We start from the raw sequence: 25,935 nt of genomic DNA, 5'->3' as shown, positions 1-25,935 counted from the left end.
AATAGCGTTGGTTTGATTGAGAGCACCCAAGTTAAGCCACTCCATCAACACGCTAAGAACTTCGAGTTGGGCAGTGTCGGTAAATTTTACAGTTTTCACTCATTACCGAAGCCATTTGCAGCGCGAAATTCGAAAATCCTTTTCATTACATAGTGTTAAAAGTAGTGGAACGGATGTTGCTTTAGTTGGTGGGTACAACGTTTATATCCTTAATCCGGTTTTATTTAGAGGAGTCTTGAAATGAAAAAATCACTTTTGACGATGTCAATCCTGCTGGCAGCTGGCAGCGCATCCGCCGACCCGTTCTACCTGGACATCGGCACCAGCTACGGCCCCGCAGGCGGCCAGGTGTGCCCGACCTGTACCTCGATGAAAGATGAATTCACCTTCACCTATCAATCCACCACCACCATTTCCGATACGGTTAACGACAACGCCATCGGTGCTGGCGATCTGCTGAGCACGGACGGCGGCTTGGCGGTCGGCGGCTTTAATATAGCCGGCTTGGGCAACAACCAAGTCAACGGCTTCAACCCCAACGAGGCTTTTGGCACCAACAGCAACAATGGTTATGGTGCCTCCAACTACCTGATCAGCTTCTCGGTGAGCGGCTTGGGTGGTATTGTCAACGGCGTGACGGGCGGTGGTGTTCCGACCTTCTCCTACGGCCCCGGCCTGATGGAACTGTTCGTGACCTTTGACGGTGTGACGTTTAACAACTTCATGGACGTTGCCATCACCGGCGGCGGCGCAACCGGCGTCAGCACCATCCTGCTGGGCAAAGCCGATTTCACCAGCGTTGATGCAGGTTATAACGACCTGATCCACTCGGGCACCGAAAGCTGCCTGGGTTCGGACAGCTTCTTCGACATCTGGACGAACTGCGGTACCGGTACCGACATCCAGTTCTTCGCCAGCTTCGACACCAACATCTTCGTGAGCGATTTCACATACGATCCTGTTACCGACACCTTCAAGCTGACTTCGAACCACGATGGCAGCGCAACCTTCTCGGTGCCGGAACCGGGCACCCTGGCTCTGCTGGGCGGCTCGCTGATCCTGATGGGTGGCATGGCTCGCCGCAACAAGAAGGCTTAAACCTTCCCACCCTCGTGGTGGAAAAATCAAAACGGCACCTTCGGGTGCCGTTTTTTTTACCTGCTGGTCAGCTAGCCCGCTTGGGGCGTGTCAGCGCTTGCCGGCAGCCTCGCGCGCCAGCAAGCGTTTGACGTACCAGAACATCAATCGCTGCATAGGATGGCGGTTGCCGAACGGCCGCCAGCATTTCAGCAAACGGTTACGGTAGGCATCGAAATGCAGGCTACGGGGTGCGCAGATGATTTCGCCGCGCCCCAGCAATATCTTCAACACATTGGTGCAGGCGGCGCCTGCAGCCAATTCGATCCCCATGGCGGTTGACGGTACTTTCTTTTTCAGAAAATTGACCGAACTGCGGTCAACCAAATAATGGCGCTGCTGGACCGAAGGCGAAACGCCGATCACGAACTTGATGATCTGATCCTCGAATGCATAGCCGTCCAGACAGAAATACTCTTCGAAACTCATCTTGCCTGGCATGAAGATCAGGAAGGCCGTCCCCATACCCATGGGCGCCGCGGTAATGGTCGGAATGCCTTTGGCATAACAACGGGCAAACACCGCCCGCCGGATATCCAGGGCGAAAATATCCAGGCTATCGACATAGATATCCACGCCGTCCAGGAAAGCATCGAGATTTTCCAGTGTGACACCGTGATCGAAGCTTGTCACATCGGCTTCCGGATTGATGTCCTTGACTGCGGCTGCCATCGTCGCGGCCTTGGGTGCATTGAGGGTCGACATGGACGCGCCAAACTGGCGATTGAAGTTGGCCTGCTCGAACACGTCCAGATCGGCGATGTGGAACTTGCCTATGCCCAGGCGCGCCAGCACGATCAGGTGACTGCCGCCCACCCCCCCCATGCCGGCGATGGCCACTTTTTTGTGCCGCAGCTTTTCCTGTTCGTCAGCGGTCACCCAGCCGATGTTTCTCGAAAAGGCCTGCTTGTAATCGAATGCTGTCATGTTCGGGTCCGGTTAAGTGGGGACGCGGATGAATCACTGTCCGCGCAAAAAGGGGACGATCTGCGAATTGAAGGCATCGGGCTGCTCCAGGTTGGGGACATGTCCCGCATCCGAAATGACCGCAAGTGCTGAACGCGGCAGCATCTGGTGAATGCGCCGCCCCAATGCCAGGGGAATCGCGCGATCCTGCGCACCCCAGACCACCAGGACAGGCAGATCGAGCGCAGCCAGGCGTTGTACGACGGCTTCCAGCTTGTCGGCAAAACCAAGCCGCATCAAGGCCAGAGCGGCCGCCGATGTTCCCGCGATCCGCTGGAACCAGGTCAGGCGTCTGAACAGGTCCGGGGGAACAGCTTCTGCCCGGTACAGAAAAAAGTCCCTGAGCATTCGGCTGCGTATCGCATTGCCCGGAATGGCCATCAAACATTCGCCCACGCCCCTGATTTTAAACAGGCGTGCAGAAAATGGCTCCGGATTGGGCAAACCCGCGCTATCCACCAGCACCAGCTGGTCGACCTTGCCCGGAAATTGCACGCTGAACTGCATCGCCACACCGCCTCCCAGGGACTGCCCAATCAGGCTGGCCTTCTCGATGTCGAGCGCCTGCATGAAAGCTGCGAGCTGCTCTACATAACGTTCATAGCTAGGCTCGGTAATGCGTTCGCTATAGCCAAAGCCCCACAAATCGAGCACATAGACTTTAAATGACTGGGCAAGTGCATCAAGATTGCGACACCACAGCGTGCCGTCGAAGAAAAAGCCGTGCAGCAGAATGACCGGCTTGCCCGTACCTTTCACCACGTAATGGGTTTGTTTGCCATTGAGGCAAATCAGCTGGCCTGGCGCGTATCGGGCCGTCCAGGTGTCGAGCGGCTGCGAGTCCCATGACGGCGTGCTTGCGCGGGCAGACTCAGCCATTTCATGCCTCGTTTCTGCGTGCGAAACCGGTCTGACCGCGCTTCAATGCCCCGGCTGCCGCTTTAAAGTCGCTTGAGCAGGGCTTGTGCATCGGCCAGTTCGGAAAACTGCGGTTTGTCTGCCAGCAAGGCCTGGATTTCCTTGCGCGCCTGCGCCGGGTTGCCGGTGAGCGCCAGGGCGGCCGCATGGTGGTAGCGTACTGCCGGATTTTTCGGCGCTTTGGCCAACGCCTTGTTCAACCAGACGAGCCCCTTCGACGCCTGACCCTGCCCCACCAGAATCCAGCCCAGCGTGTCCTGTACGCCCGGGTTGTCGGGTGCCAGTTTGATCGCCTGCTCAGCCGTTGCCAGCGCGCGCGGGTCCTTTTCACGCGCATACAGATTGGCAAGGTTGTTCAGCAAAAGGACCTTGTTAGGCACCAGCCGATTGACCGCTTCGTACTCGGCGATGGCCTCCTGGTTGCGCCCATTGCGCATGTAAAACTCGGCGGCAAACGCACGCACCGCCGCATCTCTCGGGTATTTTCGTATCCAGTCCTGCAGCCCCTGCTCGGCAACCTTCGGCTGCACGATGACCTGGGCGCGGAACAGCTTGACGAGGCCGGCTCCGCCCGCGCCTTTTTCAAGTGCCAGCCGATACGCCGCAACGGCCTCGGGCACGTGGTTGAGCGCAAGCTGGAGATCGCCTTCGCGGTCGAATCCCAGCGGTGACTTCGGTTGTTGCACCTGCATGCTGCGGGCCACCTGCAGGGCGGCCTCGGGCTTGTTCTCGGTCATTTCCAGCCGAATCAAGGCCTCCTGGCTGGGCAGGTAATCGGCCTTGAGCTTGAGCGACTTCTGCAGGCTGATGCGGGCCTCCTTATATTGCTTGTTGGCAATCTGGGCCATGGCAAGCTGCAGGAAGGCATCCGGCGCGTGCTCCGATTTTTGTGCCAGCTTGGAGAACGTCTGCACGGCCTTGGCCCGCTCGCCCACGGCCATCTGGGTGTTGCCCAGCAAGACCAGCGCTGCGGTGCTCTCCGGGTTGAGATTGACGGCCTCGCTCGCCACCTTGAGCGCGTCGGGAAAGGCGCGCTTGGCGAGGTAATGGGCGACCAGTGCCGTGCGCGGCGGAATGGCCTGAGTGTGGGCTTTTTGAGCCTTTTCCAGCCAGCCGACATAGTCCTGATCCCGCTTTTCCAGGCCAGCCAACGCGGCCAGCGCCATCATGGCCTGCAGGTTGTTCTTGTCGCTCTCAAGCACGTGCTCGAAGCGCTTGCGGGCGGCATCGGGCTTTTTGTCTGCGAGATCGAGTTGAGCCAGACTGGCCACCGCCGGGAAAAAGCGCGGATCAACCTTGACCGCTTGCTCGAAGCTCTTGCGGGCATTGGTTGGATCTCGTTTCCCCAGATAGGCATTGCCGCGCAGATTGTGCGTGATCGCGCTGTCCGGCAACTTCTTCTCGAGCGCATCGATTGCGCTCAGCGCCTTGTCGAACTCGCGGCGGCCCAGGTAAGTCTGAACCAGCAGGCTTTCTGCCTTGTATTGATGGGCATCCAGTGCTGCGGCCGATTCCAGCTTGGTAATCGCCTGCAGGCTGTCGCCCGTCGTCAGATGGGTGATCCCGAGCTGGGTTTGAATGGCGGCATTAGTCGGGTCGATCAGCGCGGCGCGTTCGAGCAGGGCCGCCGCATTCATGTTCTCTCCCTTGATGCGATAGGCATCACTGGCCATCGCCAGGGCCTGCGCATCCTGCGAGTCAAGCGTGATCAGCGGCGCCAGGGTTTCCAGCGCCTTGTCGGGCTGATTCAGTTTGATCTGGGTGGCGGCCATGATCCTGCGCGCAAACGCATGCGCAGGATAGCGCGCCAAAAAACGCTGCAGATAGCTTTCCGACTGCTGATAAGCCTCCATCGCGTAGGCAGTCGTCCCGGCGAGCAGCACGCTCGGCATGTGATCGGGCGAAATCTTGAGCACTTCCTGCAGGCCATCGCGCGTTTCGGGGAATTTTTTCTGCTGGAAGTCGTACAGGGCTTGCAGATAAATGCTACCAAGCGCTTTCGGTGCAAGCTTGTGGGTCTTCTCGATGTCCAGCCGGGCCTGTTCCAGTTTCCCCATCGCAATGCTCAGCGTGGCGCGGTCCTGCAGCGCCTTGAGATTGTTGGGTTCGATTTCCAGCGCCTTGCCGTAGGCAACCAGGGCCGCGGGCTGATTCTTGCTGAGCTGCTCCCAGTCGCCGATATAACCCCATGTCTGCGCCTGGCGCTCCTTGATCTTGAGCGCATCATCAAGCCATTTCCGGGCTTTGGGCATGTCCCGCACGGCAATCGCGCATTGCGCCAGGCCCCAGTAAGTCGGCGGATTGCCCGTGGCGGTATCGAGGGATTGCTGGAACAGGTTGCAGGCCTCCTTCAGCATGCCGCCCTGTCTGAGCATTGCGTCGGCGCGCAGTTGCAGAATGCGCGCCAGATTGGTTTTCGAGGTTTGCTCGCCGGGCTGGATCGTGTCGAGCAGCCGCTTGTATTCGCCCATCAGTAACAAGGCTTCGCCAAGCTGGGGTTTGATCGACTCCGGGTTCACCCCCAGCTTTTCGGCCTGGCTGAGTTCCTTTTCCGCTTCGGCCCCCATGCCTGCTTTCAGATAAACCTGCCCCAGCAGCAAACGCGCCTGCGGGCTGTCCGGGTTTTTCTGGATCGCATTTTTCAGCTCGACGATGCTGGCCTTGAGATTGCCCTTGTCCTCGAAGTCCTTGGCGCGCTGGATGTGTTCCTGCTCGGTCAGGTTGGCCGTGCTGTCGCAGCCAGGAAGCGCGACGGCGACAGACAGGGCAAGTGCAATCGCCAGGGCAACGGGGTGTTTGGTCATTTATCTCGGCTCCATTGAGAAGGCGCTGCGCCAACAGCGCCTTCAATCATCATCATTAGTGTGCAGCTTCCCAATTATGTCCCGCCCCCACGCCCACCCGCAACGGCACCTTGAGCGCGGCGACATTGCACATGTACGCCGGCAATTCGGTGCGCACGCGGTCGAGTTCGTGCTCGGGCACTTCGAGGATCAGTTCGTCGTGCACTTGCAGCAGCAGGCGGCTGGCCAGTTTCTCGCGGTCGAGCCAGCCCTGCACGGCAATCATCGCCAACTTGATAAGGTCGGCGGCGGTACCCTGCATCGGCGCATTGATCGCGGCGCGCTCGGCACCCTGGCGGCGTTGCGGATTTTTGGCGTTGATCTCCGGCAGATAGAGCCGGCGGCCGAACACGGTTTCGACATAGCCCTGGCGGCGCGCGGCTTCGCGGGTACGCTGCATGTAGTCGGCCACCCCCGGATAGCGCGCGAAATAGCGATCGATATAGGCCTGCGCGGCCGAGCGTTCCAGATTGAGCTGCGACGCCAGACCGAAGGCCGACATGCCGTAGATCAGGCCGAAGTTGATGACCTTGGCCATGCGCCGCTGTTCGCTGTTCACATCAAGCAGCGGCACGCCGAACACTTCGGCGGCAGTAGCGGTGTGGATGTCGCGATCTTCGGCAAACGCGGTCAGCAAACCGGCGTCGTCCGACAGGTGGGCCATGATGCGCAGTTCAATCTGCGAGTAATCGGCCGACACCAGCTGATGCCCGGGCGGAGCGATGAAGGCTTCGCGGATACGGCGACCCTCGGCGGTACGCGCGGGAATGTTCTGCAGATTCGGCTCGGAACTGGACAGGCGCCCGGTGACGGCGGTGGCCTGCGAATAGCTGGTGTGGACGCGCCCGGTGACCGGATGGATCATCTGCGGCAGCTTGTCGGTATAGGTCGACTTCAGCTTGGCCATGCCGCGGTAGTCGAGGATCGCGCGCGCGATGGGGTGGTCGAGCGCCAGTTGTTCCAGTGTGTCTTCGTCGGTGGACGGCGCGCCGCCCGGTGTTTTCTTGATGACCGGCAGGCCCTTTTGAGTAAACAGGATGTCGCCGATCTGCTTGGGCGAGCTCATGTTGAAGGGTTGTCCGGCCTCCTGATAGGCGCGCTGTTCGAGTTCCAGCATCTTCCTGCCGAGTTCGCCGCTTTGCACCGCGAGCAATTGCTTGTCCAGCAACACGCCAGTGCGCTCCATGCGGAACAGAATGCCCGCCACCGGCAGTTCGATCTGGCGATAGACGTAATCGAGCTTGTCGGAGGCGGCGATCTGCGGCGCCAGCGCGTCGCGCACGCGCAGGGTCACGTCGGCGTCTTCGGCTGCGTATTCACTGGCGCGCTCGATCGCCACCTGCTCGAAGCCGATGCGCGCAGCCCCCTTGCCGGTGACGTCATCGTAGCTGATGGTCGCCAGCCCCAGATGGCGCAGCGCCAGATTGCCCAGTTCGTGCGACTGGTGCGCCTCGATCACGTAGGACTGCAGCAGCGTGTCGTCGACGGCCCCGCCCAGCGCGATACCGGCATTGGCAAAGATGTGGCGATCGAACTTGAGGTTCTGGCCGATGATTTTGGGCGCAGGGTTTTCCAGCAGCAGCTTTAATTTGGCCAGCGTGGCGGCGCGATCCAGCTGTGCCGGCGCCCCGGCGTAACAATGCGCCAGCGGCAGATAGGCGGCCTCGCCAGGGGTGATGGCGAAGGACATGCCGACCAGCTCGGCCTGCATCGGATCGAGCCCGGTGGTTTCGGTGTCGAGCGCATACGCCGGTGCGACAGTGAGGCGCGCGATCCAGTCGTCCAGCTGGGCGTTGGTCAGGAGGGTTGCGTAGTGTGCGCGGTGATCGCCGCTGCAGTCCTGCTCGGGAATGGCCGGCAAATCCGTCGTCGCCGCATCCAGCTCGCGCAGCCAGGAACGGAAGCCGAAACGCTCGAACAAACTACGCTGCGCGGCCAGGTCGCGCGCCTGCAGGGTCAGCGCATCGAGCGTGAACGGCAGCGCCACGTCGGTCTTGATGGTGATCAGCACGCGTGCCTGCGGCAGCCAGTCGGCTGCTGCGCGCAGGTTCTCGCCCACCACGCCCTTTACTTCGTCGGCATGCGCCACCAGGTTGTCCAACGTGCCGAATTCGGCGAGCCACTTCACCGCAGTTTTCGGCCCCACCTTGGCCACGCCGGGCACGTTGTCGACGCTGTCACCGATCAGCGTGAGGTAATCGATGATGCGCTCCGGCGGCACGCCGAATTTGGCGTTGACGCCGGGGATGTCGAGCGTTTCCTCGCTCATGGTGTTGACCAGCGTCACATGGTCATTGACCAGCTGCGCCATGTCCTTGTCGCCGGTGGACACAATGCTGCGAACGTTGTGGCGCGCGGCCTCCACCACCAGCGTGCCGATCACGTCGTCGGCTTCAACGCCGTCGATCACCACCAGCGGCCAGCCCTCGGCGCGGATCAGCTCGTGCAGCGGCTCGATCTGGCAACGCAGGTCGTCCGGCATCGGCGGGCGGTGCGCTTTATAGTCGGGGTAGAGATCGTCGCGAAAGGTTTTGCCCTTCGCGTCGAACACGCAGGCGATATAATCCGCCGCATAGTCTTTCTGCAGCTTGCGCAACATCGACAGCACGCCCTTGATCGCATTGGTCGGCTCGCCCGCCGCGTTGCGTAGATCGGGCAGCGCATGGAACGCGCGATACAGATAGGACGAACCGTCCACCAGCAGCAGGGTTTTTTGGGGCTCGCTCATACGGGGGCATTCATACGGACTTGATTCACACTAAGACCAATCACGAGGCGCTCGAAACATGCATGGGGATAAATTACCGATTACCGCCGATCCGGGTCGCACCGCCGAGATCGACTACTCGGCGCGCGAGTCGTGGCGCATGCTGGGAATTATGGCAGAGTTCGTCGAGGCAACTGAACGCCTGGCTTCGATTCGCCCGGCGGTCTCGATCTTCGGCAGCGCGCGCACGCCGCCCGACCATGCCTATTACATGCTCACCGAGGAGATTGCACGCAAGCTGTCGGATGCCGGCTTCTCGGTCATCTCCGGCGGCGGCCCCGGCATCATGGAAGCCGCCAACAAGGGCGCCTATTTCGGCAAGTCGCCCAGCGTCGGCCTCAACATTCAGCTGCCGCACGAACAGGCCGGCAACCCCTATCAGGACATCAGCCAGACCTTCCAGCATTTTTTCGCGCGCAAGGTCATGTTCGTCAAATTCGCCGCGGCCTATGTCGTGATGCCCGGCGGCTTCGGCACGCTCGACGAGCTGAGCGAGGCGCTGACGCTGGTGCAGACCGGCAAGATTCCGCGCATTCCGATCGTGCTGGTCGGCTCGCAGTTCTGGCGCGGACTACTCGACTGGTTCAAGACCACCCTGGTGGACGAGGGCATGATCGCAGCCGAGGATCTCGACCTGATGCAGGTCATCGACGAACCCGATCAGGTGGTCGACGCCATCTTCAGCCACTACGAAAAACGCGGTTTCATGCCATCGCTGGCCGAACGCGAAATCCAGCTCAATCTGTAGACCGGATGCATGGCCGCCTGCAGCGCGGCCGTATCCACACCAACCAACCCTGTTTTTCGGAGACCGCCATGCGCTATCCCGTCCTGTTATTGACCCTGTTGTTGAGCGGCGCAGCCCTGGCCGCCGCGCCGTCCGACCAGCCCCCCGAACTCACGCCGGTTCCGGATGGCCCGCCCGGCGCCGACGACACACCCACCGTGACCATCAAGTCGACCAACGAGGGGGCCGTCGAGGAATTCCGTTCCGGCGGCCAAGTCTACATGCTCAAAGTCACCCCCAAAATCGGCAAGCCCTATTACCTGGTCGACCCCAGCGGCAATGGCCGCTTCAACCGCATGGAAACCCTGCCCGGCCTGCAGCCGCCGCAATGGGTGATCAAGGATTTCTGATTTTTCTGCTTAGCTGATGACCTCCGCATCCAATCAAGACATTCCGCGTACCGTCGCGGCCAGCCAGGGCTGGCGCTGGGCTGTCGAAGGCTTTCGTCTGTACCGCAAAAACCCGCTCCTGCTGTCTGCCGCGTTCGGCATGCTGTTCGGGCTGGTGATGGCGCTCAACCTGATTCCCGGTATCGGCGGCACCCTCTCCGAGCTGGCCTCGCCGCTGATGGTGGCGGGTTTCATGGCGGCCTTCCGCGCGCTGGACAACGGCGAAGACCTCGAACTGCCGCACTTCCTGGCCGGCGTCAAACGCCCCCTGCTGGCAGGGCCGGCAGTTCCCCTGATGGCCATGGGTGCCGTGCAGCTGCTCGGCACTCTCGCCATCGGTCAGGTCATGCACAGCATGGGTTTCGATCCCGAAGTCATCATGGCGGCCGCGCAAAACGAAAAGGCCAACCCGGCCGAACTGCAAGCCTTGATGAATCAGTCGCTGCCCGCCGTGCTCACCGGCTTGCTGCTGTTCACCCCGCTCATCATGGCCACCTGGTATGCGCCGGCACTGATCCTGTTCGGCGGCGCGCGCCTCGGCACCGCGCTCGGCGTCAGCCTCAAGGCCGTACTCAAGAACTGGGCGGCGCTGCTGGTCAACGGACTGGTACTGGGGGTGATGCTGTTCTTTGCCGCGCTGGTGCCGATGCTGCTCGGCCTGCTGGTGGCGATGCCGGTCCTGTTCGGCTCGCTGTACGCCTCTTACCAGGCGATTTTTGCGGTGTGGGCGGACGAGGCCGATCAAGCAGCCGACAAATTGGCGTAAGCCAGCGCCAGCCACTTGGTACCGGCGTCGCGGAATATCACCTGCACCCGCGCGTCGGCGCCGCGCCCTTCAAAATCGATGATGATGCCGCTGCCGAACTTGGCGTGGGCGACGCTCTGCCCGATGCGGTAACCGGTGTCATTGCCTTGCGACGCAGCCGGACGGGCAGGCGGCGTAGCGCCAAATCCTTGCGGCGGGGGCGCGCTGTTGCGGCGGTTGAGCGGGCTCAGCACCTGCTCCGGCAATTCGTCGAGAAAGCGCGATGGCAGGCCGTAGCGGACTTGGCCGTGCAGCATGCGCGACTGCGCGTGCGACAGATACAAACGCCGTCGCGCGCGGGTGATCGCCACATACATCAACCGCCGCTCTTCTTCCAGGCCGTTTTCCTCGTTCGCACTCTGCTCGTGCGGAAACAGGCTTTCTTCCAGCCCGGTGATGAACACCGCGTGAAATTCCAGCCCCTTGGCGGCGTGCACCGTCATTAGCTGCAGGGCATCGTGCCCGGCGCCCGCCTGATGTTCGCCCGCTTCCAGCGCAGCATGGGCGAGGAAGGCATCCAGCGTGTTTTCTTCGGCCTCCTGAGCAAACAGCGCCGCAGCATTGACCAGTTCATTGAGGTTCTCCAGGCGGTCGGTGCCGTCCTTGTCGGCGCGGTAATAGTCCGCCAGCCCGCTGGCTTCGATCACGTGGTCGATCACCTCGGCCAGCGGCAGTTCGCGGGTGGCCTGTTTGATCGCCTCGATCAACTTGGCGAATCCGGCGACCTTGCCGCTGGCGGTACAGGCCGCCTGCCACAGGCTGGCGCCGGACTGCGCCGCGCTGGCCGCCAGCAATTCCAGCGTGCGCGCACCGATCCCGCGCGCGGGGAAGTTCACCACGCGGATAAAAGCGCCGTCGTCCTCCGGATTGGTCAGCAGGCGCAGGTAGGCCAGCGCGTGCTTGATTTCCAGACGCTCGAAAAAGCGCAGCCCGCCGTACACGCGATACGGCACGCTGGCGGAAAACAGCGCGTGCTCCAGCACCCGCGACTGCGCGTTGGAGCGGTACAGCAGCGCCATGTCCGACAGATTGATGCCTTCGCGGTTGAGCGCCCTCACCTCGTCGACCACGAAGCTGGCTTCGTCCTGATCCGAATAGGCGTCGTAGACGCGAATCGGCTCGCCCTCGCCCTCGGCCGTCCACAGGTTCTTGCCGAGACGGTGCGCGTTCTGCGAAATGAGCGTGTTGGCGGCGGTGAGAATGTGGCCGTGGCTGCGGTAGTTCTGCTCCAGCTTGATCACGTTGCCGTGCGCGAACTCGCGCTCGAACTCGGCCATGTTGGCGGTATTGGCACCGCGAAACGCATAGATCGACTGGTCGTCGTCGCCCACTGCGAACAACGCGGTGCCGGGCCCGGCAAACAGCTTGAGCCAGCGGTATTGCAGCGTATTGGTGTCCTGGAACTCATCGACCAGGATGTGCTTGAAACGGTCGCGGTAGTGTTCGCGCAAGGGCTCGTTGCGATACAGCAGCTCATACGAGCGCAGCAGCAGCTCGGTGAAATCGGCGACGCCCTCGCGCTGGCATTGCGCGTCGTAGGCCTCGAAAATCTCCACCAGCCGGGTCGAGTAGGCGTCGAACGCCTCGACGTCGCGCGCCCGCAGTCCGGCCTCCTTGTTGGCGCCGATGAAGCGCTGCACTTTCTTTGGCTCATACTTTTCGGTGTCGATGTTCATCGACTTCATCAGGCGCTTGATCGCCGACAGCTGATCCTGGCTGTCCAGAATCTGGAACGACTGCGGCAATCCCGCCTCGCGGTAATGCGTGCGCAGCAGCCGGTTGGCGAGACCGTGAAAGGTGCCCACCCACATGCCGCGCGTATTGATCGGCAGCATCGCCGCAATGCGCGTCATCATTTCCTTCGCCGCCTTGTTGGTGAAGGTCACCGCGAGGATGCCGTGCGGCGACACCTGCCCGCTCTGGATCAGCCACACCATGCGGGTGGTCAGCACACGCGTCTTGCCCGAGCCCGCGCCCGCCAGAATCAGCGCGGATTCATGCGGCAGCGTCACCGCCGCACGCTGTTCGGGGTTCAGATTTTCCAGCAAGTCGGCAAACATACGGGGGTAGAATCGGGCGGCAATCGTGAATTATAAAGGGGGCAGGATGGTGAAGATTTTGTTTTTCGGCGATCTGGTCGATGCGCTGGGCATGGCCAGCGACGAAGTCGAACTGCCGGCCGACATCACCGATGTCGAACGTCTGCTTTTCATGCTGTCGCGGCGCGGCGAAATGTGGAAAAAAATGCTGCTGGGCAATCCCAAGCTCAACATCACGATCAACAAGCAGTTCGTCGAAAAATCTGCGCCGGTCAAGGACGGCGACGAAATCGCGCTGGTCGGATTTGCGATGGCATGAGCCTCACCCCGTCGCACGCCGGAACGCCATGACACCCGACAGACCGCACCCGTCCCGCTTTACCCGCGAGCTCTGGTTGAGTCTGGCCGCGCTGGTGGCCGTTGCGCTTGCTTTCGCGGTGTATGTGCGCGCCGAAAAACAGATCGACCGCGCCCACGAATCCCGCCTGCAGTCTTTCTTGCTGGCGGACGAACTGCGGCAGTCGTCCGACGACCTGACCCGCATGGTGCGCACCTATGTGGCCACCAGCGACCCCATCTACAAGCAGCAATACGAGGAAGTGCTCGCCATCCGCGACGGCAAGCTGCCGCGTCCGCCCAATTACCAGAATATCTACTGGGATCTGATACTGCCCGGCCAGCCGCGCGAGCGCGCGACCGGACCATCCGTTTCCCTGCTGCAACGGATGCGCCAAGCCGGATTCACCGCTGAAGAATTTGCCCTGCTGGAACAGGCCAAAGCCCATTCCGATGCGCTGACCCGGACCGAGTATGCTGCCATGGACCTGATCGAGTCCGCGGCCCCGGTGACGGGCGCAGTCCGCAACCGGGCTACCTTGATGCTGCATGACTCGTCCTACCATCAGGCCAAGCGGGCCATCATGCAGCCGATCGATGCGTTCTATACCCGGGTGGAGACGCGCACCCGGGCAACCGTAGAGGGGCGCGAGACGATCGCCACGCTGTTTCGCGCGCTGTTCGTCGGACTCGTTCTGGTGTTGCTGCTCACCCTGTGGCGCGCCTATCGCACGCTGAAAACCACGCTTGGCGACTCGGCGGGCGCCCTGTATGAACGCATTGCCCGTCTCGGCAGCGGCGACATTTCATCCGCCATTCCGGTTGCGCCGGGCATGGAAAACAGCGTGATGGGCTGGCTGTCGGAAACCCAGAACAAGCTGAGCCGGATCGAGACCGAACGCGAAAAGATGGCAAACGAAATCCGCCAGCAGCGCGACCTGTTCATCAGCGGCGCAGTCGTGTTGTTCAAGTGGCGCAATGCGCCGGGCTGGCCTGTGGAGATCGTTTCGCCCAATGTGGAAAAGCTGCTGGGGTATCCGGCAGACGATTTCCTGAGCGGGCGCATCGGCTACAGCGCACTGGTGCATCCGGACGACATCGAGCGGGTGATGCTGGAAATCAACGCCGCCAGCGAAGCGCATGTCATCAACGTCGAACACGAGCCTTACCGGATCACGCGGCGCGACGGGTCAGTGGTTTGGCTGCTGGATCACTCGCTGGTGATTCGCGATTCACAAGGGCAGGTCACGCACTATCTCGGCCATCTGCTCGATATCACGGCCAGCCGGCAGGCCGAGGAACACATCCAGTACCTGGCCAATTTCGACGTCCTGACCGGGCTGCCCAACCGTACCCAGCTGGACGATCACGTGAAATATGCCATCAGCGTGGCGAAGCGCCGCAACGGACGCCTGGCCCTGATGTTCATCGATCTCGACCATTTCAAGGACATCAACGACACCCTCGGCCACAGCATCGGCGACGCCTTGTTGATCGAACTGGCCAAGCGCCTGTTCACGGTGCTGCGCGAAGAAGACGTGGTATCCCGTTCGGGCGGGGACGAGTTTTTCGTCATGCTGCCCGATCAGGATGAGCGCAGCGCCGCCCATGTTGCGCAAAAACTGCTCGACGCCATCAGCGTGCCGTATGTCGTCGACCACCACGACCTCTGCGTGACCGCCTCGATCGGCATCGCCCTTTTTCCCGGCGATGGCGAGGATCTGGCATCGCTGTCCCAAAGAGCCGATACCGCGATGTATCGCGCCAAGCAGGAAGGCCGCAACAGCTATCGTTTTTTCACCACGGAGATGCAGGCGCGCTCGGCGCGCCACCTGCAACTGGGCAACGCCTTGCGCCATGCGCTGGAACGCCAGGAGTTCAGCGTGCAGTACCAGCCGCAACTGACGCTGGAAGACGGTTGCGTCGTCGGCGCCGAAGCCTTGCTGCGCTGGCAGCATCCCGAACTCGGCCAGGTGTCGCCCGCGGAATTCATCCCGGTCGCCGAAGACAACGGCTTCATCCTGCATATCGGGGAGTGGGTGCTGCGGCATGCGGTACAGCAGGCCAAAACATGGCTGGAGGCCGGCCTGCCGCCGCTTGTCATGGCGGTAAACCTGTCCGCCGTGCAGTTTCGCCATCCCACTCTGCCCGACCTGGTCGCCCGCATCCTCGACGAAGCCGGCCTGCCGCCCGAATACCTCGAACTGGAGCTCACCGAAAGCGTGGCGATGCACGACCCGCAAGGCGCCATCGCGGTGATGAACAAGCTGCACGAACGCGGCGTGCGCATGTCCATCGACGATTTTGGCACCGGCTATTCGTCGCTTGGATACCTGAAGAAATTCAACGTGTACAAACTCAAGATCGACCAGTCCTTCGTGCGCGACATCCGTACCGACCCGGAAGATAAAGCCATCGTCAGCGCCATCATCCAGATGGCGAAAAGTCTCGGCCTCGCCACCATTGCAGAAGGCGTGGAAACCGAAGGCCAGCTGGATTTTCTGCGCGAACAGGGATGCGACGAAGTGCAAGGCTATTACTACAGCAAGCCGCTTTCCCCGGACGCTTTCGCGGTCTTCGCACAAGCCACCCGGCAACGCAGCTAGCCCTGCCAGCGCGCCTGCCAGGCTTAAACTTTTGCCGCCCATGGCCGTTAGTGCGGTTGATTACGTCACCGATGATTCAATCGTTAGGGAGTACCGCATGAAAACCAGGCTCATCTTGATCGCAGTCTGCATCGCTACGGCCAGCGCGCCGCTTGCCGCTGCCCAGCTGTACCAGTGGAAAGATGCGCAGGGTCGCACCATGTACAGCGACCAGCCGCCCCCGCCCAACGTCGCCAATGCCCAGCAAAAATCGTTCAAGGGTAACCTCATCGAAACGGGCGAGTCCTACGCGACCAAAACCGCACGCGAAAAATATCCCGTCACCCTGTACGCCAGCGCCTGCGGCATCCCGTGCGACGAAGCGCGCGCGCTGCTCACCGCGCGCGGCATTCCGTTCAGCAACAAGGATCCGCAATCCAGCCCCGAGGCCCAGGCCGCGCTCAAAAAGCTCACCGGCAGGCTCAGCGTACCGGTGCTTGCTATCGGCAGCGACAAAATCGATGGTTTTGAGGCCGGGCAATGGAACGCCGCACTCGACCGTGCAGGCTATCCCAAGTCCGCCCCGCCGGGCAGCAAGCCTGCAGCCGCCGCGCCCGCCCCCACGGCGGGTGCACCGGCCGCACCCAAATAGCAGCAGCCTGCAGCCCGCCCCGGAAAACCGGGCTGCGGTAAACTTCGCGGCATGAAAATCGCCGCCTGGAACGTCAATTCACTCAAAGTCCGCCTGCCGCAACTGCTGGACTTTCTCGCCACCCGTCAGCCCGACACGGTGTGCCTGCAGGAAACCAAACTCACCGACGACAACTTCCCGCGTGCCGAAATCGAGGCAGCGGGCTATCGCGTGGTGTTCGCCGGGCAGAAAACCTACAACGGCGTCGCCATCGTCAGCCGCAGCGAAGCCAGCGACGTCGTCGCCGGCATTCCCGGTTTTGCTGATGAGCAGAAACGCTTCCTCGCCGCCACGGTCGACGGGGTGCGGGTGGTGTGCGTGTATTGCCCCAACGGACAAAGCCTGGATTCCGACAAGTACCCCTACAAGCTCGCCTGGTTCGACGCGCTCATCGGCTGGCTGAAAGACGAACTCACACGCCACCCCAGGCTGGCCCTGCTCGGTGACTACAACATCGCACCGGACGACCGCGACGTGCACGATCCCGCCGTCTGGAAAGACTGCGTGCTGGTGTCGGAACCCGAGCGCAGCCGCTTTCAAAGCCTGCTCGCGCTGGGCCTGCAGGACAGCTTCCGCCTGTTCGAGCAACCCGAAAAAACCTTCAGCTGGTGGGATTACCGCATGATGGGCTTCCGCCGCAACCAGGGGCTGCGCATCGACCACATCCTGCTGACCGCGCCGCTGGCAGCCGCCTGCACCGCATCGACCATCGACCGTGACATGCGCAAGCTGGAACGGCCATCGGATCACGCGCCGGTGGTGGCGGAGATCAGCCTGCCAGCTTGACCCCCTGTCAGCCCCGCTAACGACTCCGGCGTAGCCGCGCCCGGCTTACTTGGCGGGCGCAGCTGCGGCGGGCATTTCGATCTTGGCCTTGGCCTTGATCTCGTCCATCTGCTTTTTCAGATTCTGCTGTTGCAGACCTTCTGCCAGCTGGGGTTTGACCACTTCAAACGCGGGCGCCTCGATCGGCTTGGTGTCTTCCAGCAGAATGACGTGATAGCCGTACTGTGTCTTGACCGGCACTTCGCTGAATTGCCCCTTCGCCATTTTGGCCAGAGCGGTGCTGAACTCCGGGACCATCCGGCCCTGCTCGAACCAGCCCAGATCGCCCCCATTTTCCCTGGAGCCCGGGTCCATCGATTTTTCCTTGGCCAGTTTTTCAAAATCGCCCGGCGCCTGCTTGAGCTTCGCGATGATGTCGCTGGCCTCGGCCTCGGTTGCCACCAGGATATGGCGCGCCTTGTATTCGCCCGCGCCAATGCTGGCCTTGATCCGGTCGTATTCGGCTTTCAGTTCCTGATCGCTGGGCTGATGGGTTTTGATGTAATCCATGACATAGGCATTGGACAGAACAGTCAGCTTGACGAGATCGAGCTGCTCGACCACTTCCTTCGATTTGTCGAGCCCCTTTTTGGTGGCCTCTTCGGCAATCAGCATCTGCATGATCAGCTGGTCGGTCACTGCCTGCCTGGCTTCGGGGCTGTCTGCCTGGCCGGCGTGACCGCTCTGCTGAAGAATCATGTCAACCCGGCTCTTGCTGATGGTCTTGCCGTTGACCGTGGCGACGACTTCTTCTTTCACTGCCGGTGTGGCAGCTTTGTCTTTCGAGTCGCACGCGCTCAGCGTCAGCAGCGCACAGGCGCCAACCAGCAGCATTCGGGTAGGGATCGAGATCATTGAGTATTCCTTGTATCCAGAATTGAAAATTGGCGCGTTTCAGGGCCGGCGGAAAACGCTCTGGCGCCCACGCCGACGGGGTCGCGGGGCAGATGATACGGCCATTCAAAGCGATCAATGCACCTGCCGGGGATAGCGCTTTTCCATTCCCGCGCCCTGTCCACGACTGTTCTACCCCGTTTGGCTGCCTGAACCACCGCCCGCTGCCGGCGTTGCTACCAGAGGCACACCGCAAGTCCGACAGCAAAACCACGCACATTTTTGTCGAAGGCCCGCGGCTGACGAGGCGGGTGTGGAAGACCAGGATAAAGACAGGCACGCCCCGTCAGACTAAAACCTGCCCGCTTAACGCGGCCTCAGGGCGTGGCTGCCAGCTGCCCTTTCAGCTCGATCAGGACAGGTTCGCCCGGCATCCGCGACAGCGCCTGTCTGAGCGCGGCCTGCGCTGCCCGGGTCTGGCCATTGCTATGCAGGGCCACTACATAAACGTAGCTGTAGTTCGCGTTCTCCGGTTCCAGTTTGGCCGCCCGCTCAAGCGAGGCCAGCGCTGCTTCCATCTGCTTGGCGCGTACCTGCAACAATCCCAGGCTGTAGTGCAGCACAGCGGCGTCCGCTTGCTGCTTGAGCCCGGCGCGCAGGGTTTGTTCGGCCGCGTCGTCGCGCTGCATCTGGCGCTGCAGGTCGGCCAGATTCACGTACGCGGGAACCCAGTCGGGGTCGCGCACGGCGGCTGTCCGGTAGGCCGCCTCGGCGGCGGCGAACTCGCCGCGCGCGGCATAGTAGTTGCCCAGATTGACCTGGCCTTCCGGCGTATCGGCATACTGCTTTTGCGCCGCCAGGTACTCGGCACTGGCGCGTTCCATGTCGGCACGCTGTTGCGGCGTCATCTGTTCAAGCGGCACGCCGGCAAACTGGCCCGCCGCTTCGATACGCAGCGTGCGCACGTCGTCGTGCAACAGTGGCGCGGCCAGACGCCAGCGCTGTTCCAGCGGCAGGTCTATCAGTCCGGCCAGTGCGCCGCCGCGCACTTGCGGATCGGGGTCGTTCAGCGCACGCGCCAGCGCCGGAACCGACTGCGGCGACAACCAGGCGCCGAGCTCTTCCGCGGCGATGGCACGCACCACGGCCGGCTGCAGCGGATCATCGAGCAAGGCCAGCAGGCCGGCTTCGGCATTGGGCGCACGTTTGCGCGCAGCGGCGAGCGCCGGCGCGAAGGTCTGGAAACCGCGGGCATCGCGTCCGAGCCAGCCGCGCACGGCTGCAGCCGCCCAGACAGCGGATTTGTCGGTATGACAGGCGGTACAGGCATTGGGGGTGCCGAGACTGACCGACTGGTCGGGGCGCGGCACGCGCAAGCTGTGGTCGCGCCGCACATCGACGCCCATGTAGGTTTTCGTCGGCATGTGGCAGGCGAGGCAATCCGATCCCGCACTGCCTGCCCTGTGGTGGTGATGCGCCGTGCTGGTGTATTTGACTGCTGCGTGACACTGCATGCAGACCGCGCTGCCGCTGGCTTTCAGCTTGAGTGAATGCGGATTGTGGCAGTCGCTGCACGTCACACCTTTCGAATACATCTTGCTCTGCCTGAACGAGGCGTATTCATACACTTCGTCCCGGATCTGGCCATCGACGTGATACAGGCCGCTTTGCAGGGCAGCGGGCGCATGGGTGTCCATCAACGGACGGCCGTGCACGAAGTCTTCGGACAACTGGCTGCGCCGCGAATGGCAGCGGGCGCAGGTTTCGATTTCCTTCTGGGTAGTGCGCCTGGCACTGCGCTTTGCATTACCACTGGCCGGGTCGATGGTCCAGTGCACATTGCGGCGTTCGTCGAACCGCACGGCCAGCCCCTTGTCCGGGATGGCGTTCCAGCCGCCTGCGCGCTTCGCCCAGGCCAGATGATTCGAGCCCGGGCCATGGCAGGCCTCGCACGACACATTGATGTCGGTCCACGTGGTGTGAAAGCGCTGCGTGCTGGCGTCGTAGTTTTTGCGCAGGTCGGTCGAATGGCACTCGGCACACATGTGGTTCCAGTTCTGCGAACGCCGGGTCCAGTGCAGCACGTCCTTGTGGTCCACCTTTTCACCCGGATACAGATGGAACCAGCGCTGGCCGCCCGCTTCCCGGGCCCGGCTGTCCCAAGCGATCGACAAGGCCTGCAATCTGCCGCCGGGCAATTCGATCAGGTACTGCTGCAAGGGGCTGACGCCGAAGGCATAGCGGATCTGGAAATCCGCCAGCTTGCCGTCGGGTCCGTCGGTGTTGACGAAAAACCGGCCGTCGCGCTTGAAGAATGTGGAGGTCACGCCCGCGTAATTGAAGCGCGCCTGGTTGAAATCGCCGAGCACGGTTTGCTCGCTGACGTCCTGCATCGCCAGATCGTGATGCGAGCCTTTCCACTCGCGCACCGCGCTTGCGTGGCAGCTGATGCAAGCCTTGCCCCCCACGAAGCGGGCCTGCTGCACGCGCGTTGTGGCGGGCGAATCGACGGATGCGGTTTCAGCATCGCCCACACCGGACAGGCTCCACGATGCCAGCAGCAAGCCCAATGCGACCAGCGCAAGCACGGCCCATCCCCAGCGCGCTATGCGACGGGGCGGGGCTTGGGTTCCAGCATCAGGATCGGGAAGGGGTTTGGAAGCGGATGTTTTCATCGGGCGCACGACTGGCGAAATGGGAGGGTTAGATACTCGAAGTTTAGTGAACCGGATGCATCCTTACGATCCGCTGGGCCGGGCAGTTTGCAGTGCAGCGCGTAAATGCGCCCATCAGCTCGGAACGCGAGCCAGCAGCGTTTCGATATCCATCCGGAAGTAGCGCGTCAGCACGCGCTGCAGCTCCCGATGCGAATAGTCTTCGCCACGCGTGGTCAGCGCTTCGTGCAGCGGCCGCGCAATCGCCGCAAAGGCATCGAGCAGTTGCGGGTCGAAATGGGTGCCGCGGTCGCGCGAAAGGATTTCCATCGAGGCGTCGAAGCTCAGCGGCGCCTTGTAGGGGCGGTGCGAAGTCAGCGCATCGAAGACGTCGGCGATGGCGAAAATGCGCGCGACGACGGGGATTTCCCCCGCCTTGTGGTGGCCGTCATAGCCGCCGCCGTCGAATTTCTCATGGTGGCCGCCCACCACCGCCTCGGCGTCGGCCAGCCAGGCGGCACGGCGCACGATATCAAGACCGTGCGCCACGTGCTGCTTCATCTGGGCGTACTCCTCCTCATCCAGCTTGCCGGGCTTGAGCAGAATGTGATCGGGAATGCCGATCTTGCCGACGTCATGCAGGAACGCGCCCTTGATCAGCGCCTGCATGGTCTTGAGATCGACCCCGACCGTCTCGGCCAGACACACCGAGTAGAGGGTGACCCGGTAATTGTGGGCATCGGTATCGGCGTCGCGCTTGGCAATGGCGCTGCCGAGCACGCTCAGCATTTCGAGGTTGGCATCGCGCAGGCTGGCGGACAGCTCGATCACCCGGCGCATCAGGCGCTGAATGACGGGATAAAGAATCGCTGCGGTCAGCAGCACCGCGATGAAGGCAAACAGGATGGCGCGCGCCAGACGGCGATCGAATTCCGCCAGATAGGCGGCGCTCGGCGCGTACAGTGCGGCGACCCGGCCGAGCGCACGCCTGTCAGCCTTCTCGAGCGGAACCTGCAGGAAGTAGACCCGCGCACCATCGATCTGCTCCGGGCTCGCGTCCGTCCTGGCATTGCGGCCTGCCGCCACGGATTGCGAAGCCAACCGGGTCAGTGCGTCTGCATGCCCGGCATAGTCGGGGTGTTCAACGTGCGCAACCGCGACGCCGCCGGCATCGAAAATCGTGGCGGCGACCAGCCCGCCATCGCGCGGCATCGAACGGCCGCGAACAAACCGGTCCAGCCGCGCCTGCACCGCGCCATTCGTCTCAGACCCTGGCGCATCGAGCACATCGCCTGCTACTGCGACGAATTCAGCCGCGCGTTGCTGCGCCAGTTCCACTGCCGCCCGATGCAGTTGCTGGCGCTCGACCCAATACACCGTCGCCGCGGCCAGTCCGGCAAGCAGTAGCGCGGTCAAGCCGATGCGAAGAATCAGCAGTTTGTGGAGGGGCCAGTATTGAGGGGACGGGATGGAATCCATCGTGCAATCGTTCAATTGGAAATGTGCCTGCATCGGCCAGCATGCGCACCGCAACACGGTGCGCATGCTGCGCTCATTCAAAGAGCATTCTTGTTTGCAGGCGTCACGTCCACCGTAACTTTGTTGACTTTTCCGGCAAACACGCCATGCGACGCTTTGTAGTCTTCCAGCACCGGAGTAGCGTTGTCCATGCCCACATCGGCGCTTTCATCGAGCGAGAAGATCATCCCCTGGGTGCGCTCGATGCGGCCTTCCGCCACGGTTTTACCATCGACCAGAATCTTGCCGGTGCCGCCTTTCCCAATACCGCCGCCATCGTAGGTGAATTCATAGCGCAGGGTATGTTTGCCGGCCGGCAGCACCTTGTTGGCACCGATCGTGCTCCGATTCATGCCGAGGAAATTGTAGGTGTAACTCGGTTTGCCGTCCTTGACATGGAAAGACCAGCCACCGAAACGCCCGCCTTGCGCCAGCACCACGCCCTCCGCGCCACTGGCAGGAATGTCCACCTCGGCGATGATCGCGTGCGATTTGTTCTTGATGTTGATGAACACGTTTTCGCTCAGGTCTTTCATGCCGCTGTACAGCGTCAGTGAAGTACGGCCGCCCATCAGATCAGGCCGGCCCGCGAGTTGCGGATTCAGCCGTTCGATGCCGCGATCGTCAATCGGCAGCACGTGGTTGACCCTGGCTTCCCGCATGAACAGTTCCTGCAACGCTTTCAGCTTCTGCGGATTTTTGGCCGCGAGATTGTTGACCAGACTAAAGTCGTTACGCGTGTCGAACAGCTCCCAGGTATCTTCCTTCAGTTTGGCGCGGGGCGCCTGTTCCCAGGGGGCTTTGTGAATGACGCGGGCAAACCAGCCGTCGCGATAGATCGCACGATTGCCGATGATTTCGAAATACTGGGAACTGCGCATCGGCGCTTTGCCATCGGCAAAGGCGCTCAGCATGCTCTTGCCCTGGATGGGTACTTGCTTGATGCCATTGACCTCGGTCGGCTCGGGTAGCCCGGCGGCTTCGAGAATGGTCGGCGTGACGTCGATGACATGGGTGAACTGGCTGCGCAGTTCGCCCTTGGCCTTGATGCCCTTCGGCCAGCGCACCACCATGCCATTGCGGGTGCCGCCAAAATCGGAACCGATTTGTTTCGACCAGGCAAACGGCGTATCACCGGCGATGGCCCAGCCGGCAGCCATGTGCGGATAGGTGGTGGCGTCGCCCCAGTGATCGAAATGCTGGAGCTGATCTTCGACGGTTTCCGGCACGCCGTTGAGGTAGGTGTATTCGTTGAACATGCCGTTCATGCCGCCTTCGGCGCTGGTGCCGTTGTCGCCGGCAATGTAGAAAACCAGCGTGTTGTCGAGTTCGCCCAGATCGTCGACGGCCTTGAGCAGACGACCAATCTCAGCATCGGCATATTCCGCAAACGCGGCAAAGGTTTCCATCTGCCGCGCAAACAGTTTTTTCTCGTTGGCCGACAGCGACGCCCACTGCTTGATGGCATCCGGCATCGGTGCGAGTTGGGTGCCTTTAGGCACCACGCCGAGCTTGATCTGGCGCGCCAGGGTTTCTTCGCGCAGCTTGTCCCAGCCCTGATCGAATTTGCCCTTGTATTTGGCAATCCACTCCGGCGGCACGTGGTGCGGGGCGTGCGTGGCGCCCGGCGCAAAGTACATGAAGAACGGTTTGTCCGGCGTCAGCGCCTGTTGATAGTTCACCCATTCCACGGCCCTGTTGGTCATGTCGGTCATGAAGTTGTACTTCGGATCGTTCGGCAATTCCACCGGCGTCATGCCGTCATACACCAGCGGCGACCATTGATTGGTTTCACCACCGAAAAAGCCGTAGAACTTGTCGAAGCCGTTACGTATCGGCCAGCGATCGGTGGGTCCGGAGGGGCTGATCTCCCACGCGGCGGTTTCGTGGTTCTTACCAATATGCGCGGTGCTGTAGCCGTTGTAGCGCAACATCGCAGCCAAAGGCGCCACGTTGTCCGGACGCTGGCCGGTATTGCCGGGAAAGGCGGTCGCGGTTTCGGTGATCGACCCCATGTTGTTCATGTGGTGATTGCGCCCGCTAAGCAGCGCCGTGCGCGTGGGTGCGCACAACGCGGTGGTATGGAACTGGTTGAAGCGCAAACCCTCGTTCGCCAGACGATCCAGTGTGGGCATTCGGGCCGGGCCGCCGAAGGTGCTGGGCACGCCGAACCCCATGTCGTCGAGCAGGATGATCAGCACATTGGGGGCATTCTTCGGCGCCTTGATCTCGACGCGGGGCGGCGGTGTCGCATTGCGCGCATCCAGTTCGTCGTAGAGCGGCGCATCCGGGACGTGGATTGGCAGCACTGTGCGATCCAGCCCGTCCGCTACCCCAACGGCCACGGCCGGCAAACTGATGAGTATCAAGGCCATCAGGCCGGGAAAATGACTGTGTTTATTCATCATCGAAAAAGTTACCTTCCTGAGCGGACTCAAGTTTTAAGTGCGGCGCTGATTTACGGATTGAGTGGGCAAGACGCACGATTAAACCGTGCCAGTAAATAGTGCGCGCAGAAAATCTCACACGGGGCGTGTCCTGACCCTTGCGTGCAGGACGGCTCTGCTGCGGAAAATAGCGGCGGTTCAGCGCCCCATGTTGCGGTTGTAGGCCGCGATGACCCGATTGATGAGGTCCGGGTCGCGTGAGGTTGCGCCATCGGTCCTGAATTCCACCCGTACGCTGCCATCGGCCTGGGTGCGCACGTTGGCCGTCACGGTAATGCCATCGCGGGTGCCGCTCACCACGCCCGCTGCGCGATCCGCCCGCGCAACGGGCACGCCCTGATCGGCCAGGGCGGCTTGCGCGGCGCCCCACGAACGGTCGAAACTGCTGACCGGCGTCGTCGAATAGGTGCCGGGCGCAGTCTGGTAGTAGGTGCAGCTGCCGAGCAGCGCGACGACCAGCGCGAGGGATGCAATACGTGCGTTCATGGGTTCACCTTTTTCCAGCTGTCATCCGGGTTGAATTGGCTCATGGCGCGCGCGGTGGCGCTGGATTTGGGCCCCAGGTCTTTTTCGTACAGCACACCGTCATGACTGACGATAAAACTCATGACGCCGCTGTCGCCATATTTGACGGGCCATGCCACCAGGGCGAATCCAGCGGACAGGCGGTTCTTGATCAGGTAATCGTAGGCGCCGCCGGGCGCTTTACTGCCTTGCGCGGTCAGGATGCGGTAATGGTAACCGTAGTAACCGCGTCCACTCGGTTCGCCGTCGCCGAACAGAGGGCCCAAGGGGCTCTCGGTCTCGCCATCCAGCGCCGCCCAGTAGAGTCCATCCTGCTTGCCGGGGGTGCTGATGAGCTTGTACGCGTATTCGAGCACACCATCGCCGTTGTGGTCTTTGCTGGCGTATTCCTTTTGCGCATCGTAGTAGGCAAATGTCGCCTGCATTGCAGCGAGCTCATTGCGGCCGATGCGGCGGGTCCGGATCTCGTCCGCAGCCGCGCGCGCATCGAAATGCCATGCCCCGTTTTTCTCGACCATCGGAATCGGTAGCACCCATTCCTGCGCGCCGACTGCCAGATGGGCCGTATGCGCCGGATCGATCACGATCTTGTGCGAAGTCGCCCAGCCCCCCAGAAAGGCATCAATATCGCGACGATCCAGGGTCTCGGTTGGAATGAATTTCCTCCAGTCTTGCCCCAGTATCTTGCGCTGTGCATCCTCATCGATCTGCACAATCGCATCGACCAGCGCAGTCGCCGCCGCATCCGGAGTAGGAAAAGCCTGTTGAGCTGCCGCCGCAAGCGGTGCGAGCAGGGCCGCGCCAGTCAACGCCGCGCCCAGCAATCCCTTCAAATTCATACGCATTTTCTTGATCACCATATTCGTTCC

General features: G+C 61.9%; 19 protein-coding genes. 8 read left to right on the top strand and 11 right to left on the bottom strand.

Annotation, left to right across the window (positions count from 1 at the left end; translation table 11 throughout):
• The first annotated feature begins 240 nt into the window (after positions 1-240).
• On the top strand, positions 241-1,098 hold the full coding sequence (locus IV098_RS03670; RefSeq protein ID WP_296886456.1) for a PEP-CTERM sorting domain-containing protein: 858 nt from the start codon (positions 241-243) through the stop codon (positions 1,096-1,098).
• Positions 1,099-1,188: 90 nt separating this feature from the next.
• On the opposite strand, the gene IV098_RS03665 is transcribed toward IV098_RS03670, so the two are convergent.
• The 4 genes from IV098_RS03665 to polA form a co-directional block, all read right to left on the bottom strand.
• Positions 1,189-2,064: a ThiF family adenylyltransferase gene (locus tag IV098_RS03665; RefSeq protein ID WP_296886455.1), complete on the bottom strand. Its 876-nt coding sequence runs from the start codon at positions 2,062-2,064 to the stop codon at positions 1,189-1,191.
• A 33-nt stretch (positions 2,065-2,097) separates the two neighbouring features.
• A complete protein-coding gene (locus IV098_RS03660) occupies positions 2,098-2,982 on the bottom strand; it encodes an alpha/beta hydrolase (RefSeq protein WP_296886454.1) in 885 nt (294 codons plus the stop codon).
• Positions 2,983-3,044: 62 nt separating this feature from the next.
• Entirely contained in the window at positions 3,045-5,825 is a 2,781-nt protein-coding gene (gene prsT, locus IV098_RS03655; RefSeq protein WP_296886453.1) for an XrtA/PEP-CTERM system TPR-repeat protein PrsT, read from the bottom strand.
• Positions 5,826-5,880: 55 nt separating this feature from the next.
• The gene (gene polA / locus IV098_RS03650) at positions 5,881-8,592 is read right to left on the bottom strand and encodes a DNA polymerase I (protein ID WP_296886452.1); all 2,712 of its coding nucleotides are present in this window, start codon (positions 8,590-8,592) and stop codon (positions 5,881-5,883) included.
• 58 nt (positions 8,593-8,650) lie between these two features.
• Here polA and IV098_RS03645 point away from each other — a divergent pair, with 58 nt between their 5' ends.
• The 3 genes from IV098_RS03645 to IV098_RS03635 all read left to right on the top strand — a co-directional run bounded on the left by IV098_RS03645 (position 8,651) and on the right by IV098_RS03635 (position 10,573).
• Complete coding sequence (locus tag IV098_RS03645) at positions 8,651-9,379, top strand: TIGR00730 family Rossman fold protein (RefSeq protein ID WP_296886451.1); 729 nt, start codon at positions 8,651-8,653, stop codon at positions 9,377-9,379.
• Between the two features lie 68 nt (positions 9,380-9,447).
• The gene (locus IV098_RS03640) at positions 9,448-9,768 is read left to right on the top strand and encodes a DUF2782 domain-containing protein (protein WP_296886450.1); all 321 of its coding nucleotides are present in this window, start codon (positions 9,448-9,450) and stop codon (positions 9,766-9,768) included.
• Between the two features lie 16 nt (positions 9,769-9,784).
• On the top strand, positions 9,785-10,573 hold the full coding sequence (locus tag IV098_RS03635; protein ID WP_296886449.1) for a BPSS1780 family membrane protein: 789 nt from the start codon (positions 9,785-9,787) through the stop codon (positions 10,571-10,573).
• Here the strand turns inward: IV098_RS03635 and IV098_RS03630 are convergent.
• Positions 10,549-12,672 carry a UvrD-helicase domain-containing protein gene (locus IV098_RS03630; RefSeq protein WP_296886448.1) on the bottom strand — a complete coding sequence of 708 codons (2,124 nt, stop codon included), beginning with the start codon at positions 12,670-12,672 and terminating at the stop codon, positions 10,549-10,551. The genes IV098_RS03635 and IV098_RS03630 overlap by 25 nt on opposite strands.
• Positions 12,673-12,718: 46 nt before the next feature.
• On the opposite strand from IV098_RS03630, the gene IV098_RS03625 reads away from it, so the two are divergent.
• From IV098_RS03625 to xth, 4 genes are all read left to right on the top strand, one after another.
• The gene (locus tag IV098_RS03625) at positions 12,719-12,970 is read left to right on the top strand and encodes a MoaD/ThiS family protein (protein ID WP_296886447.1); all 252 of its coding nucleotides are present in this window, start codon (positions 12,719-12,721) and stop codon (positions 12,968-12,970) included.
• Positions 12,971-12,998: 28 nt separating this feature from the next.
• Entirely contained in the window at positions 12,999-15,593 is a 2,595-nt protein-coding gene (locus tag IV098_RS03620; protein ID WP_296886446.1) for an EAL domain-containing protein, read from the top strand.
• A 97-nt stretch (positions 15,594-15,690) separates the two neighbouring features.
• Positions 15,691-16,224 carry a glutaredoxin family protein gene (locus tag IV098_RS03615; RefSeq protein WP_296886445.1) on the top strand — a complete coding sequence of 178 codons (534 nt, stop codon included), beginning with the start codon at positions 15,691-15,693 and terminating at the stop codon, positions 16,222-16,224.
• Between the two features lie 51 nt (positions 16,225-16,275).
• Positions 16,276-17,049 (top strand): exodeoxyribonuclease III, encoded by a 774-nt coding sequence (gene xth, locus IV098_RS03610; RefSeq protein WP_296886444.1) that lies wholly within the window; start codon positions 16,276-16,278, stop codon positions 17,047-17,049.
• Between the two features lie 45 nt (positions 17,050-17,094).
• Here xth and IV098_RS03605 read toward each other — a convergent pair whose 3' ends face one another.
• The 6 genes from IV098_RS03605 to IV098_RS03580 form a co-directional block, all read right to left on the bottom strand.
• Positions 17,095-17,943: a peptidylprolyl isomerase gene (locus IV098_RS03605; protein ID WP_296886443.1), complete on the bottom strand. Its 849-nt coding sequence runs from the start codon at positions 17,941-17,943 to the stop codon at positions 17,095-17,097.
• A 356-nt stretch (positions 17,944-18,299) separates the two neighbouring features.
• Positions 18,300-20,510 (bottom strand): tetratricopeptide repeat protein, encoded by a 2,211-nt coding sequence (locus IV098_RS03600; protein ID WP_296886442.1) that lies wholly within the window; start codon positions 20,508-20,510, stop codon positions 18,300-18,302.
• Between the two features lie 201 nt (positions 20,511-20,711).
• Positions 20,712-22,055: an HD-GYP domain-containing protein gene (locus tag IV098_RS03595; protein WP_296886441.1), complete on the bottom strand. Its 1,344-nt coding sequence runs from the start codon at positions 22,053-22,055 to the stop codon at positions 20,712-20,714.
• 77 nt (positions 22,056-22,132) lie between these two features.
• Positions 22,133-24,502 (bottom strand): arylsulfatase, encoded by a 2,370-nt coding sequence (locus IV098_RS03590; protein WP_296886440.1) that lies wholly within the window; start codon positions 24,500-24,502, stop codon positions 22,133-22,135.
• A 177-nt stretch (positions 24,503-24,679) separates the two neighbouring features.
• Positions 24,680-25,027 (bottom strand): hypothetical protein, encoded by a 348-nt coding sequence (locus IV098_RS03585; RefSeq protein WP_296886439.1) that lies wholly within the window; start codon positions 25,025-25,027, stop codon positions 24,680-24,682.
• Positions 25,024-25,911, bottom strand: coding sequence for a DUF2950 domain-containing protein (locus IV098_RS03580; RefSeq protein ID WP_296886438.1), 888 nt, complete (start codon positions 25,909-25,911; stop codon positions 25,024-25,026). Before IV098_RS03580 ends, IV098_RS03585 begins: the two co-directional genes overlap by 4 nt.
• Between the last annotated feature and the right edge of the window lie 24 nt (positions 25,912-25,935).

It is taken from the genome of Thiobacillus sp. (genome assembly GCF_018780105.1).
Taxonomy (GTDB): domain Bacteria; phylum Pseudomonadota; class Gammaproteobacteria; order Burkholderiales; family Thiobacillaceae; genus Thiobacillus.
This window is presented reverse-complemented; position numbering and strand designations above follow the sequence as displayed.

Bases quoted from the DNA above. Each gene is read 5' to 3' on its own strand.
- IV098_RS03670 (WP_296886456.1), top strand. From the start codon at position 241: ATGAAAAAATCACTTTTGACGATGTCAATCCTGCTGGCAGCTGGCAGC.
- IV098_RS03665 (WP_296886455.1), bottom strand. From the start codon at position 2,064: ATGACAGCATTCGATTACAAGCAGGCCTTTTCGAGAAACATCGGCTGG.
- IV098_RS03660 (WP_296886454.1), bottom strand. From the start codon at position 2,982: ATGGCTGAGTCTGCCCGCGCAAGCACGCCGTCATGGGACTCGCAGCCG.
- prsT (WP_296886453.1), bottom strand. From the start codon at position 5,825: ATGACCAAACACCCCGTTGCCCTGGCGATTGCACTTGCCCTGTCTGTC.
- polA (WP_296886452.1), bottom strand. From the start codon at position 8,592: ATGAGCGAGCCCCAAAAAACCCTGCTGCTGGTGGACGGTTCGTCCTAT.
- IV098_RS03645 (WP_296886451.1), top strand. From the start codon at position 8,651: ATGCATGGGGATAAATTACCGATTACCGCCGATCCGGGTCGCACCGCC.
- IV098_RS03640 (WP_296886450.1), top strand. From the start codon at position 9,448: ATGCGCTATCCCGTCCTGTTATTGACCCTGTTGTTGAGCGGCGCAGCC.
- IV098_RS03635 (WP_296886449.1), top strand. From the start codon at position 9,785: ATGACCTCCGCATCCAATCAAGACATTCCGCGTACCGTCGCGGCCAGC.
- IV098_RS03630 (WP_296886448.1), bottom strand. From the start codon at position 12,672: ATGTTTGCCGACTTGCTGGAAAATCTGAACCCCGAACAGCGTGCGGCG.
- IV098_RS03625 (WP_296886447.1), top strand. From the start codon at position 12,719: ATGGTGAAGATTTTGTTTTTCGGCGATCTGGTCGATGCGCTGGGCATG.
- IV098_RS03620 (WP_296886446.1), top strand. From the start codon at position 12,999: ATGACACCCGACAGACCGCACCCGTCCCGCTTTACCCGCGAGCTCTGG.
- IV098_RS03615 (WP_296886445.1), top strand. From the start codon at position 15,691: ATGAAAACCAGGCTCATCTTGATCGCAGTCTGCATCGCTACGGCCAGC.
- xth (WP_296886444.1), top strand. From the start codon at position 16,276: ATGAAAATCGCCGCCTGGAACGTCAATTCACTCAAAGTCCGCCTGCCG.
- IV098_RS03605 (WP_296886443.1), bottom strand. From the start codon at position 17,943: ATGATCTCGATCCCTACCCGAATGCTGCTGGTTGGCGCCTGTGCGCTG.
- IV098_RS03595 (WP_296886441.1), bottom strand. From the start codon at position 22,055: ATGGATTCCATCCCGTCCCCTCAATACTGGCCCCTCCACAAACTGCTG.
- IV098_RS03590 (WP_296886440.1), bottom strand. From the start codon at position 24,502: ATGATGAATAAACACAGTCATTTTCCCGGCCTGATGGCCTTGATACTC.
- IV098_RS03585 (WP_296886439.1), bottom strand. From the start codon at position 25,027: ATGAACGCACGTATTGCATCCCTCGCGCTGGTCGTCGCGCTGCTCGGC.
- IV098_RS03580 (WP_296886438.1), bottom strand. From the start codon at position 25,911: ATGCGTATGAATTTGAAGGGATTGCTGGGCGCGGCGTTGACTGGCGCG.